The 12,306-nt window shown below is 68.0% G+C and carries 8 protein-coding genes and 2 CRISPR repeat arrays (1 of these 10 cut by a window edge); all 8 genes read left to right on the top strand.

Going from position 1 to position 12,306, the window contains the following annotated elements; translation table 11 throughout:
* Positions 1 to 63: 63 nt before the first annotated feature.
* Positions 64 to 945: a CRISPR direct-repeat array (repeat unit 29 nt; unit sequence CGGAACACCCCCGCATCGGCGGGGAGGAC).
* Between the two features lie 250 nt (positions 946 to 1,195).
* The 8 genes from cas3 to cas2e all read left to right on the top strand — a co-directional run bounded on the left by cas3 (position 1,196) and on the right by cas2e (position 10,828).
* On the top strand, positions 1,196 to 4,030 hold the full coding sequence (cas3, locus tag VT50_RS20565; protein ID WP_240529234.1) for a CRISPR-associated helicase Cas3': 2,835 nt from the start codon (positions 1,196 to 1,198) through the stop codon (positions 4,028 to 4,030).
* Between the two features lie 593 nt (positions 4,031 to 4,623).
* On the top strand, positions 4,624 to 6,222 hold the full coding sequence (gene casA, locus VT50_RS20560) for a type I-E CRISPR-associated protein Cse1/CasA (protein ID WP_046084381.1): 1,599 nt from the start codon (positions 4,624 to 4,626) through the stop codon (positions 6,220 to 6,222).
* Between the two features lie 87 nt (positions 6,223 to 6,309).
* Entirely contained in the window at positions 6,310 to 6,915 is a 606-nt protein-coding gene (gene casB / locus VT50_RS20555; RefSeq protein WP_107424844.1) for a type I-E CRISPR-associated protein Cse2/CasB, read from the top strand.
* Positions 6,912 to 8,090 carry a type I-E CRISPR-associated protein Cas7/Cse4/CasC gene (cas7e, locus tag VT50_RS20550; RefSeq protein WP_046084382.1) on the top strand — a complete coding sequence of 393 codons (1,179 nt, stop codon included), beginning with the start codon at positions 6,912 to 6,914 and terminating at the stop codon, positions 8,088 to 8,090. Before casB ends, cas7e begins: the two co-directional genes overlap by 4 nt.
* Positions 8,087 to 8,848 carry a type I-E CRISPR-associated protein Cas5/CasD gene (cas5e, locus tag VT50_RS20545; protein WP_046084383.1) on the top strand — a complete coding sequence of 254 codons (762 nt, stop codon included), beginning with the start codon at positions 8,087 to 8,089 and terminating at the stop codon, positions 8,846 to 8,848. The genes cas7e and cas5e overlap by 4 nt, the downstream gene beginning before the upstream one ends.
* Positions 8,845 to 9,495: a type I-E CRISPR-associated protein Cas6/Cse3/CasE gene (gene cas6e / locus VT50_RS20540; RefSeq protein WP_046084384.1), complete on the top strand. Its 651-nt coding sequence runs from the start codon at positions 8,845 to 8,847 to the stop codon at positions 9,493 to 9,495. The genes cas5e and cas6e overlap by 4 nt, the downstream gene beginning before the upstream one ends.
* Before the next feature lie 56 nt (positions 9,496 to 9,551).
* Positions 9,552 to 10,511 (top strand): type I-E CRISPR-associated endonuclease Cas1e, encoded by a 960-nt coding sequence (cas1e, locus tag VT50_RS20535; RefSeq protein WP_046084385.1) that lies wholly within the window; start codon positions 9,552 to 9,554, stop codon positions 10,509 to 10,511.
* The gene (gene cas2e / locus VT50_RS20530; RefSeq protein ID WP_046084386.1) at positions 10,511 to 10,828 is read left to right on the top strand and encodes a type I-E CRISPR-associated endoribonuclease Cas2e; all 318 of its coding nucleotides are present in this window, start codon (positions 10,511 to 10,513) and stop codon (positions 10,826 to 10,828) included. The genes cas1e and cas2e overlap by 1 nt, the downstream gene beginning before the upstream one ends.
* Before the next feature lie 17 nt (positions 10,829 to 10,845).
* Positions 10,846 to 12,306: direct repeats of the CRISPR family, unit length 29 nt; unit sequence GTCCTCCCCACCAACGTGGGGGTGTTCCG; it runs 642 nt beyond the window's last position.

Raw genomic sequence — 12,306 nt, 5'->3', positions numbered from 1 at the left:
GGAACCCGTACACCACTTCCCAGGACGCAACCCGAGGTCGACGTGGTCCGGGCCCGGTATGGGCGGAACACCCCCGCATCGGCGGGGAGGACGCCACAAGACCTCCGACCCCGACCGGGTGATGCGGAACACCCCCGCATCGGCGGGGAGGACTCCCTTTCGAACATGTGGGCCTGGTAGCTCGTCGGAACACCCCCGCATCGGCGGGGAGGACTCGTAGAGCTGCAGCACCACCACACCGGGGCACGGAACACCCCCGCATCGGCGGGGAGGACCCCCGCTATTGGACGGGCGCAGCCATCGGCACCGGAACACCCCCGCATCGGCGGGGAGGACGCCGCCTCCGCACTTGGGGCAGTCGTGGGTGCCGGAACACCCCCGCATCGGCGGGGAGGACTCGTCTGGGCCGTCGCGAAACCACGGAAGGTGCGGAACACCCCCGCATCGGCGGGGAGGACGACGATCGCGCTGTCCTCCCCGTAGTACTCGCGGAACACCCCCGCATCGGCGGGGAGGACGGCAGATGCCCTCGCCAGCTCCCAACTCCCGGCGGAACACCCCCGCATCGGCGGGGAGGACCCCCCTGAGCGCCTGCCAGCCCCGGCCCGGCACGGAACACCCCCGCATCGGCGGGGAGGACGCACGCAATCCCGAAAGCACCTTCACCAGCGGCGGAACACCCCCGCATCGGCGGGGAGGACTCCGCCTCCACTGCCCGCACCAGCTGCTCGAACGGAACACCCCCGCATCGGCGGGGAGGACCCGACGGGTTCGGCCCGGGAGTGGGGGTGGCGCGGAACACCCCCGCATCGGCGGGGAGGACGGCACGGTGGGCGGCTCAGGGGTGGTCACCGGCGGAACACCCCCGCATCGGCGGGGAGGACGAGGCTGTCCACGACACGGAGGGCTTCGGCGACGGAACACCCCCGCATCGGCGGGGAGGACTCTTTCTGACCTGCGGCTTAGGAACGGCTTTGCTTGTTCTTTGCCATGTCGGATGAGGTGAAACGCTCCAGGGTCTGCACGATGCCCACTTTATCCGGGGCACGTTCGGGAAGGGCGACGCTCGGTGGCAAAACCGTCGGATGACAGCAGTCGGGCCAAGGTGTCAGTGGTGGGTGCTTGGATCAGTCAGCGGAGCGGCCTCACACATACGGCGGACGCGAGCCAGGTTGAAGTGGGAGGGGACGTCATAATGGGCAAGCAAGATGTGCCGGATGAGTCTGTGTGGGGGAAGTCGCGGGGCCTGGATCCGGAGCGGCCGCCGTATCCGCTGGTGAGGCACCTTCTTGATGCGGCGGCGATGGCGTTGCATCTGTGGGACGTCTATCTGTCGGAGAACCAGCGAGTCCGCATTGCCGAGGGGATGGGACTTGGGGGCCAACTGCAGCGGGCCCGGGCTCTGGTCGGACTGTGTGCCGGGTTGCACGACATCGGCAAGCTCTCGGGGTTCCAGTTCTGTTCACGGCATGGTGTCCAGCACCTCAGTGCGGAATTGCGTGCGGACAGCGAGAAGATGAGCGCGGATCGTGTCGGCCACGATGTGGCAGGTATGGCGGCTGCCGCAAAAGTGCTGAAGGCGCTGGGCTTCGAAGAGGGCGAGGAGCTGAAGGTCACGCAGCGTATGGCCGAGATCATCGGTGGCCATCACGGCCGTTTCCACCAAGCCCCGGACAGTATCAATCCGGACTTCCTCGGTGGGGACGCGTGGAGTCGGCAGCGTGTCGCGCATGCCGTCGCGGTGCATGAGCTGTTGGGGCTCCCGGCGGCGCCGGAGTCGTTCAAGGCGCCGACCGCGGTGCTGGTGACTGGTGTGGTGATTCTTGCAGACTGGCTGGTGAGCCAGGAGACTTACCTGAGACGACGTCAGCGGGAACTCGAGCCGTCACTGGCCGAGCATTTCCGGCGTTCACAGGCGGATGCTCCCCAACTCCTTGAGGATGCCGGGCTGGCTCCGGTGCCGTTGGAGCGCAAAGAGTTCGCCGAGGCGTACGGCATCATCGGCGAGCCGAACCCCTTGCAGCGATCGGTCATGGACGAGTTGCCGACGGCAGTCGGGGCGGGGAAGCGTGGCGGCATCCTGCTGGTGACGGCGGCCCCGGGGGACGGGAAGAGCGAGACGGCGCTGGAGGCCGAACGGGTCCTGTCACAGAGGTTCGGGACGCGGGGGTATGCGTTTCTGCTGCCGACGATGGCCACGAGCGATCAAATGCATGGTCGGGTCACCAAGACTCTGCTGAATCAGTCGGGTCAGAACGCTGGGCTGACGCTGGTTCACAGCATGGCCTGGCTCAACAGTGCCTACGCCGATGATGGCCTTGAGGGTGAGGCGGTAGTGACCTGCGACGGCGATGAGGCTGCGGCCGGGCACCGCCGCAGGGAGGCGGACATGCGGCCGCAGCGTTGGCTGCGCGGGTCCAAGCGGCCGCTGCTGGCGCAGTTCGCGGTCGGCACGGTCGACCAGGCGCTCATGGCGGTTCTGCCAGTACGGCACAACGCGCTGCGCCTGCTGGCACTGTCGGGCAAGACGTTCATCGTGGACGAGGCACACGCCTACGACCCGTACATGCAGGTCCTGTTGGGCCGGTTGCTGAACTGGCTTGGCGCGTACGGGGTGCCGGTCGTGCTGTTGTCGGCGACCCTGCCGGCTTCGGTGAGCGACCGGTTGATCAAGGAGTATTTGCGGGGCGCGGGTCACTCGGCAAAGGCGTTGCGCAAGCGGGTGTTTCCGGCCCCGTACCCCGGCTGGCTGTATGTGGATGCTGAGAGCGGCCGATGCACGCAGATGTCGGAGGCTCAGCGGCAGGAGCAGGCCCGCGCCCGGCGGATGAGGCTGGGCGTCACGGTGGAACGGGTCGTACACGGTTCGCAGGGAGGACCTCGGAACCGGATGGCGGTGATCGAGCGGCTGGTACAGCCGGTGGCCGAGGGGGACGGTGGCACAGCCCTGGTGGTGTGCAACACGGTCGGCGACGCGCAGGAGACATACCGGCGGCTGTGCAGAAAATTCGACCGGCGCTCCCATGCGGAGGGAGGGAGTGTGCAGCTACTCCACGCTCGCTTCCCGGGGGACGTCCGCGAGGAGCGTACGCGTGACGTCACCGACGGTCTGGGGCGCAAGGGCCCGAGGCCACGGCGACGGATTGTGGTTGCTACGCAGGTCGTCGAGCAGTCGCTCGACCTGGACGCCGACATTGTGATCAGCGACCTCGCGCCGTTGTCCCTGCTGTTGCAGCGGGCTGGCCGGTGCTGGCGGCACGAGAATCACTGGGCCCGCTACGGATACCCCGAAGGGGGTGGGCGCCCGACGTGGGCTGATGGGCCGCGGCTGGTCGTGCTCGACCCGATGACCAGTGGCGGGAAGGTTCCGATGCAGTGGGGCGAGGTGTACTCCGAGTTTCTGCTCGGCGCCACCTCCCAGAAGCTTGCGAAACTCAAGAACGGGACCATTTCCGTCCCGGATGATGTGCAAGCACTCGTGGAAGCCGTCCACGGTGACGGTGAGCAGTTCAACTGGGACGCCCCCGACAGCCCCGAGGTAAACGCGTGGGTGGCCCACAAGGGCAAGGAGACGGCCGAACGGAGTATGGCCGGCCTTCGGGCCGTCCCCCCTGCACGACTTGCCCAACTTGCCGACCTGCACAGTCTGGAGGGCGAAGAGGACGAGTGGGAACTGTCCACCCGGCTCGGTGCCGACTCGGTCCGCCTGTTGTGCGCCTTCGTTCAGGAGGACGGGCGCGTGACACTCGACCCGGAGGGCAAGGAGTCGCTGCCATCAGCACCGGAAGGGGAACGCCTGTCGGCCGCGACCGTGCGCAAGGTGATGCGTCGCACGATTCCTGTGCGTTCCGACTGGCTTCACGGCCCAGACGGGGACAGCGTGAGCCCGCCGGAGTCCTGGACGGTACACCCGATGCTGGGGGACCTGCGCGTCCTCTATCAGCCAGTGCAGGCAGGAACCGCCCAGGCAGTGCAAGTCGGTGGCAGAACACTGCACCTTGACGAGAACCTTGGCCTGGTTCGCGGTTGACGAACGTGGCCCGGCGAAACACCCCCACATCGGCGGGGAAGGCGCCGGGCCACAACGTGGCCCGTGCCTCTCGACCGGTACACCCCCACATCAGTGGGGAGGCATGCCCACTCCCGAAGTTCGCAGGCACGTGCCCGCGGAGAGGCTACCGGGAGAGACGGCGATGGGCCTCGGCAGCGCCCAGGAGCAAGGCGCTACAGGACCCCACCGTGGCAGGGTCCGGCTTCATGCCGATGACGATCACGATGATGGCTACGACCAGCACCCACGGTGCGGCAACTGCCCCCGAGACAGGCATGGAGTGTTGCATGGTTCCCCTCGATGTCGGACGGACCAACTCGCCGTCGCTGGCACTGAGTTCTACCCAAGCGCCGTCTCCTGCGCAAGTTAGTCTCTTCCCCATACCCCTGCCTATCGACCTTCATGAAGTGGATGCGAGCGCCTCCGAGTGGTGCTCTACTAGTGGTGCGATTACCGAGACAGGCCCCGATTGTCAGTGGTGCCTGTTTGAATGCCATTACGACGCCCGAGCGGTCAGTTGGGGGCTTTGCCGTGCATGCGTCGTGTAGATCCGTTTCCTGAAGGGGGATGTCATGACTGGGGGGTTCGACCTGAGGGATGAGCCCTGGATTCCGGCCCGTCTGCTGACCGGGGAGTCGGCGCGCCTTGGGCTACGGGCGTTGTTCAAGCGCGCCCACGAGATCGCGGACTTGGAGTTGCCGGTGCCGCCGGCGGCGGCCGGTCTGATGCGCATCCTGGCCGTCATAACGGCCAGGATCGCCGCGGACGGCGAAGTACGACTCGATGACGCCGAGAACGCCGAGGACATCGATGACTGGCTGGCATTGCGTCTGCGAGTCCTGAAGGTCGGCCGGTTCGATCCGGATGCGGTGGACGAATACTTCGACAAGAGGGTGCCGTCAGGCCGGTTCGACCTGTTCGACTCCGAGCGGCCCTTCCTTCAGGACCCGAGGCTGCGTGCAGAGTGCGTGGACGCCAAGGGCGGTCCGAATCCGTCCGGCGTGAACAAGCTGGTGATGGGCCGTCCGACGGGCATCAACGGGGCAGTGCTGTTCGGACATTTCGCCGACACAGCTCCTGAGCCGGTTCCGGCCGCGAAGGCTGCCTGGCATCTGATCGCCCAGCTGTACTTCGGCCCGTCCGGGCAGTGCACGCCGCGGCGGATCACCACTGTACGGACGGGTAGTGGGGATGCGGCGCCGCTACGGAAGAGCGTGTCGTACTTCGCTTGGGCACCAGACCTGTTCACCACCCTCGTACTGGCGGTACCGAGCCCACAGGCAGAGGTGGACTGGGAATCCGACGACGCCTGCCCGTGGGAGGAGGATGACCTTGGCGCGCCCTTGCAGCCGCTCCCGCCGATCACGTGGCCGGGCAGGATGCTGATTGGCCGATTCCGTCACGCTGTTCTTCTAGTGCCGTCGCCAGATGGCCGGTCGGTGACCGACGCGTACCTCACGTGGTCCACGCACGAGCCGCCCCGTCAGGTGCGGGATCCCTTCCAGATCCTGGACCGGAGGAAGGACGGGGAGTTCCAGCCCCGGGAGGCCGACGGAGCCCGGGCTCTGTGGCGGGACCTGGATGCGCTGCTGCTGAAGGACAGCCGACCGGACACCCAGCGGCCGCCGTCCTTGAAGGGCCTGCCGCGGACGCTGCTGCCTGCTCTGCCGGTGCGCGCCTACGGCTTCGACCAAGACGGCCAGCAGAAGGACAGCGTCTGGTTCCGCTCGACGACTCCACCGGTCCTGCACTGGCTGGAGGAGAACGACCCGCATATGGCACACCACATCAGCCACTGCCACACCTCGGCCGAAGAAGTCGGTGACCGGTTGGACTGGGCGGCGAGGATCGCCTGGAAGATCGCCACGGATACCGCCGTAGACCTCTCGCCAAAGGCGAAGATCAAGCTGGATGCGCGCAAGCCCGGCCCATGGGCATCTGCCGCACTCACCCGGTACTGGCCAATGGCCGAAGAGGAGTTCTGGAAGCTGGCCAAGCCGGAGCGGCACGCGGACCAGGTCGTCAAACCGTTCATCCACGCGGCTATGACCGCGCTTGACGAGGCGATCGGCCCGGCGAACCGGGCGGACATCCGGGTGGCGCGCGCCCGTCACCGGGCTCGCTCGCTCCTCCTCGCGCTGCTCCACCCCAAGCCCGTCTCAGCCAGCTGACCTTCTCGCTAGCCGGTTCCCTTCTCACGCTGACCGTGTGGTCGGCGAGTTCAGTCCATTCACCATGCCCCTGCCCAGGGATGTCTCATGACAGATTCCAAGGCGGCCCCCACTCCGCCCAAGTACGACACATTCGTTTCCTACGTCCACCGCCTGTGCCAGGACAACAGGCAACGGGCCGAGCTGCGCAGAGGTCTGGGCCTGCCGGTCGAACGGTGCAACTACATGCACCGCCACCTGGTTCCGTGGCTCCGTGACAACGACGACCAGGGCTACGGCGATGTACGGCGCGCCTACTATGGCGTCGCTTCCCTGATCGCGGCGCGCCCGCGCAGTGCCCGCCAGGACAACCCCGAGGACACCAGCGCCACCGCCTGGTATCAGCGCCCCAACCTGGGGGCCTCGCTCGGTCAGGCCGTCGCCAAGGGTGTCTTCAAGCCGAACACGGCGGAGAGCGCCCTGCACCTGATGTCCCGGCAGAGCAGCGACGCCGTCCACCGGAGCCTGCCCGCCTTGCTCGCACAGCTCACCGGCGGCGGCACCACGGTCGACTGGGCGGTCCTGCTGAAGGACCTGTCCTGGTGGAACCGCGACCGCGACCGCATCGCCACCCGCTGGCTCGACAGCTACTTCCGCACCGACACCGGTGAGCCCGACCCCACCACCGATCTTCCCGAGGAGAACAAGCGATGACCCTCTACCTGGACCTGAGTGCCCTGCAGTCGGTACCGGTCGCCAACCTCAACCGCGATGATCTCGGCTCACCCAAGCAGGTCCGTTACGGCGACGCGCTACGGATCCGGGTCTCCAGCCAGTCCTGGAAGCGGGTCATCAGGCACGGCGTCGAGCAGGACCTCGGGGAGAAGGCTGCCCGTACCCGCATGGTGCCCGTGAAGGTGCAGCAGGCCCTGCAGAAGGCGGGCTGGCAGGCAGAGTTGGCCGCGTTCGCCGGAGCTCAGGTCGCGGCGAGCGCCGGGAAGAAGGGCATCGGCACGGAGAAGGCGGGCCACACCTCGGTACTGCTGTTCCTGCCCGAGGCCGCCATCGAGGAACTCGCCGTGGTGTGCACCGAGCACCGGGAGGCCCTCGAGAAGGGCTTGGACGCTCAGCAGACGGCCGAGGATAAGACCAAGGCCAAGGGTAAGGAGAACCCTGGCCAACTGCTGCCCCCAAATCGGATCGAGACGATCCTCAAGCGACGCACCGCCTCCATCGGCCTGCTGGGCCGCATGCTCGCCGAACTCCCCGACGCCAACGTGGATGGCGCCGCCCAGGTCGCACACGCTTTCACCACCCACGCGGCCGAGCCACAGCGCGACTACTTCACCGCGGTCGACGACTGGCTCGGTGAAGCCGAGACCGGCAGCGGACACCTCGACACCGCAGAGTTCAGCGCCGGAGTCTTCTACCGGTACGCGACCGTCAACATCACCGACCTGCTGAAGAACCTCGAGGGTGACGCCAAGGCCGCCCGGACCGTGGTCGCCTCCTTCGCCGAGCACTTCCTGCTCTCCTTGCCGCAGGCCAAGAAGAACAGCACCGCCCCGCACACCCTCCCCGACCTGGGCTACCTCGCGGTGCGCGAACACCGCCCACTGTCCCTGGCCGCGGCCTTCGAGAGCCCGGTCGTCCCGGACGCCCAGGGCGGCTTCTCCCGGCCCTCCCGCACCACGCTGGACGCCTACGCGCGCAACATCAACCGCCTGACCGGCGAGCGCAACCGGCCCTTCCACGGACACGCTGTCATCGACCCGGAGGAAGAGCTCACCGGACTCGGCCAGGCACACGTCTCCTACCACCAGCTTGTCGAGGCCGCCGTGGACGCCGCCCTCCCCGCCTCCGGCACGGACACGGAGGGGCAGCAGTGAGCGGACTGCTGCTGCGGCTGGCCGGGCCCCTGCAGTCTTGGGGTGAGCGGTCGGCGTTCACCCCGGTGCGGGACACCGCCGCTTTCCCGACCCGTTCGGGGCTGATGGGGATGTTCGCCGCCGCCCAGGGAATCGGCCGCGGCGACGGTGGCCTGGACCGGTATCAGGACGTGCGGCTCACGGTGCGGGTGGACCGTCCTGGCGTGCGGCTGGTGGACTACCACACGGTCGGCGGCGGCTTCCCCAAAGCCCGTACTGCCGCCACCAGCGGTGGCGGCAACAAGGGCGCGGCTGTCGTCACCCGCCGCCATTACCTCGCCGACGCGGTGTTCGTCGTCGCCGTCAGAGCACCCGACGACACGGTTGAACAGCTCGCCCGGGCGCTGCGCCGTCCTCACTGGGCGCCCTACCTCGGCCGCCGCTCCTGCGCGCCGGACGAGCCGTTCCTCCTGCGCAGCCACATCGATGACCCGGAAAGGGCACTGCGCACAGCCGTCCCTCTCAGCCGCACCTCGTCCCGCCAGGAGGAAGGCGACACCGTCGCGGTGGAGTTCCTCCACGAACAGCCGCCCCGCGACGGGCAGGCCGATGTCATCGACATCAACGACGTGCCGGTGAGCTTCGCCCAGGAAGGGCGTACTCATATCGGCCGACGCCTTTATCGCACGGTGGAGCCGGTGCACCGAGACCTGGCAGGCCCTCAGCACACCCTGCTCACACGCCTGATCGACTACGCCCACGCCGAGGAAAGCGCATGAACGACGCCCCGGTGATCGCCCGGATCCGCCTCAACCCCTACAGCCGCGAGGTGCAAAGGGACCTTCGCGACGCCACACAGATGCACAAGACGGTGATGCGGATGGTCCCAGACGGCCTCGGCGACTCCCCACGCCAACGGGCAGGCGTCCTTTACCGCCTGGACGAGACCGACTCCTCCAGCACCCTCCTCGTCCAGGCCGCCCAGCTCGCCCCTGCCCTCCTGCCCAGCGGATACGGGCAGGCCGAGACCAAGAGCCTGACGCCGATGTTGACCGCGTTGCGCGAAGGGCTGGCAGTGCGCTACCGCATCGTCCTCAACCCCGCCAAACGGGAACGGCTCTCCCGGGAGGAGAAAGGAAAACGCGGCCGCATCGTGCCGCTGTCCGGCGCAGACGCCGACCAGTGGTGGCTACGCCGCGCCACCGACGCTGGCCTACAGCCGCACGTCCTGACGCCCACCACCATGCGGCCGGTCCGCCCCCGAGGACAGAACACCTCCGGGATGAGGCACAGCCTCATCCGCTACGACGGAACAGCCACCGTCACCGATCCCGATGCTCTGCGCGACGCCGTGTTGAACGGCATCGGACGCGGAAAACCCTACGGTGCCGGACTCCTCAGCCTTGCACCCGCCACCGCCGTATGAGCGCACCGAAAAGGGGGAGCGATGCGCGCCGACGCCTCGCCTCCCCTACTCTCGCCATGCTGCCCAGGGTCGCCGACTCCCTGTCCTTCCTCTACCTGGACATGGTCCGCGTCGTCCAGGACGACACCGGAGTCTGCGCCCAGATCCAGGTCGATCCCCAGCGCATCGACCTCGTCTACGTACCCACCGCGGCCCTCTCCTGCCTCCTGCTCGGGCCCGGCGTCTCCATCACCACGCCCGCGCTGACCACCCTGGCCCGGCATGGAACCAGCGTCGTCTGCGTCGGCGCCGGGGGTGTACGCGCATACGCCGGAATTCTCCCGGACTCCCTCACCACCCACTGGCTCGAGCAGCAGGTCACCTGCTGGTCCGACCCCGCGAAACGTCTCGACGTCGCCGTCCGCATGTATGAGAGGCGCTTCAAGGACGCCGACCTCCCCCAGACCGTCACCCTGGAGCAGTTGCGCGGTATGGAAGGCCAGCGCATGAAGGCCTTCTACAAGATCCTCGCGGAACAGCACGGCATCGGCCGCTTCCGCCGCAACTACCGACCCGACCAATGGGACTCCCAGGACCCCGTCAACCTGGCCCTCTCCGCCGCCAACACCTGCCTCTACGGCATCGTCCACGCAGCCCTGCTCGCCCTCGGCCTCTCCCCGGCCCTCGGATTCGTCCACGCTGGCACCCAGCACGCCTTCGTCTACGACATCGCCGACCTCTACAAAGCCGAGACCACACTCCCCGTCGCCTTCGCCCTCCACAACTCCACCAACCCCGAGCAGGAAGCCCGCCGCCGCTTCCGCGAAGACCTCCGGCTGTTGCGGCTCCTGCCACGCATCGTCCACGACGTGCAGAACCTGCTGGCCCCCGACCACACCAACACCCTCAACGCCGAGGCGGGAGAGGGCGACGAGGAGGAACGGCCCGAACGCCGCGACGCCCAGATGGTCCACCTCTGGGACCCCAAAGCCGGAGTCCTGCCCGCAGGCGTCAACTACGCGTCCGGAGGCGACTGATGGCCTCGATGCTCGTGATCGCCACCACCGCCGTCCCCGACCACCTCCGAGGCGCCCTCAGCCGCTGGACCAGCGAAGTCGTCCCCGGCATCTTCGTCGGCAGCGTCTCCGCCCGCGTCCGCGACGAACTCTGGCAGGCCGTCACCCAAACCGTCGGCGACGGCGCTGCCGTCCTCGTCCACCCGGCCCCCACCGAACAGGGCTACGCCATCCGAACCGCGGGCACCCGCCGCCGCGTCCCCGAGGACTTCGACGGGCTCACCCTGATCCGCATGACCGCACCACCAAAAGTCAAGGAAATGCAAAGCCCCTCTTAAGGTGCAGGTCAGGAAGAGTCCTCCCCACCAACGTGGGGGTGTTCCGGTCATGGAATCCGCAGATGAACCCGGCCAGCGGTCCTCCCCACCAACGTGGGGGTGTTCCGACGCTCGATAGCGCGGACCATGGTGGTGACCCGTCCTCCCCACCAACGTGGGGGTGTTCCGCCTGCTGCCCCCACCGAACGGGCTGACTGCCCGTCCTCCCCACCAACGTGGGGGTGTTCCGCACGTCCACGCTGACCTCCGGCTCCTCCAGGAGTCCTCCCCACCAACGTGGGGGTGTTCCGGCTCGCTTCCCCCTCATTCACGGACAGGCCGTGTCCTCCCCACCAACGTGGGGGTGTTCCGTCGTGCCGGATCACCACCCCGGTGAGCCTCGGGTCCTCCCCACCAACGTGGGGGTGTTCCGGAGTGGTGCCATTCGAGGTCATGCGAGAGCCCGTCCTCCCCACCAACGTGGGGGTGTTCCTTAGATTTCGAATTGGATGGAATGCCGGGCCGAGTCCTCCCCACCAACGTGGGGGTGTTCCGGCGAACAGCCCGCCGAACGCGGGGACGAACGCGTCCTCCCCACCAACGTGGGGGTGTTCCGGATGATCGTCCTCGGGCCTGCGCCTAGGCACAGTCCTCCCCACCAACGTGGGGGTGTTCCGTCCCCGCTGCCCGCATCCACAACGAGAACTGAGTCCTCCCCACCAACGTGGGGGTGTTCCGTCGGCGGTGCTGCCCAGTGGGCCGAGGACGGCGTCCTCCCCACCAACGTGGGGGTGTTCCGCCGTACCAGCTGCTGCAGTACGGCCGGATCCTGTCCTCCCCACCAACGTGGGGGTGTTCCGGCCGACCGTCCATGCCCGCGCACGCCCTGTCCGTCCTCCCCACCAACGTGGGGGTGTTCCGGCGAGGCTGTATTTCCGGGAAACAGTGCCTGTGTCCTCCCCACCAACGTGGGGGTGTTCCGCCGGACTCCAGTCGAACAGCGTGGACGCCGTCGTCCTCCCCACCAACGTGGGGGTGTTCCGTTGTACAGGGGACCGGTAAGGCGCGGGTAGGCGTCCTCCCCACCAACGTGGGGGTGTTCCGGTTGGCGACAAGGTGACGCACCGGGTGTTCGGGTCCTCCCCACCAACGTGGGGGTGTTCCGCGGTTGGTGCGACGACCACCGGTCTCACGGGCGTCCTCCCCACCAACGTGGGGGTGTTCCGACCCTTACGGGCCCCTCCGTCTCGCGGGGTGGGTCCTCCCCACCAACGTGGGGGTGTTCCGTTGGGGCAGTCCGCGGTGTGGCACATGACGGTGTCCTCCCCACCAACGTGGGGGTGTTCCGGCGGTGCGGCCAGCGCGCGTGGCATGGAACTTGTCCTCCCCACCAACGTGGGGGTGTTCCGCGTGCCACCCGTATCCGTACCGAACTCCGGGCGTCCTCCCCACCAACGTGGGGGTGTTCCGGCGTCCGGCAAGCAGGACCGCCGCCGGAT

Source organism: Streptomyces antioxidans (genome assembly GCF_000968685.2).
GTDB lineage: Bacteria > Actinomycetota > Actinomycetes > Streptomycetales > Streptomycetaceae > Streptomyces > Streptomyces antioxidans.
Note: the sequence above shows the minus strand (reverse complement) of the source record. Positions and strands in the feature narration are given on the sequence as shown.

Bases quoted from the DNA above. Each gene is read 5' to 3' on its own strand.
- cas3 (WP_240529234.1), top strand. From the start codon at position 1,196: ATGGGCAAGCAAGATGTGCCGGATGAGTCTGTGTGGGGGAAGTCGCGG.
- casA (WP_046084381.1), top strand. From the start codon at position 4,624: ATGACTGGGGGGTTCGACCTGAGGGATGAGCCCTGGATTCCGGCCCGT.
- casB (WP_107424844.1), top strand. From the start codon at position 6,310: ATGACAGATTCCAAGGCGGCCCCCACTCCGCCCAAGTACGACACATTC.
- cas7e (WP_046084382.1), top strand. From the start codon at position 6,912: ATGACCCTCTACCTGGACCTGAGTGCCCTGCAGTCGGTACCGGTCGCC.
- cas6e (WP_046084384.1), top strand. From the start codon at position 8,845: ATGAACGACGCCCCGGTGATCGCCCGGATCCGCCTCAACCCCTACAGC.
- cas1e (WP_046084385.1), top strand. From the start codon at position 9,552: ATGCTGCCCAGGGTCGCCGACTCCCTGTCCTTCCTCTACCTGGACATG.
- cas2e (WP_046084386.1), top strand. From the start codon at position 10,511: ATGGCCTCGATGCTCGTGATCGCCACCACCGCCGTCCCCGACCACCTC.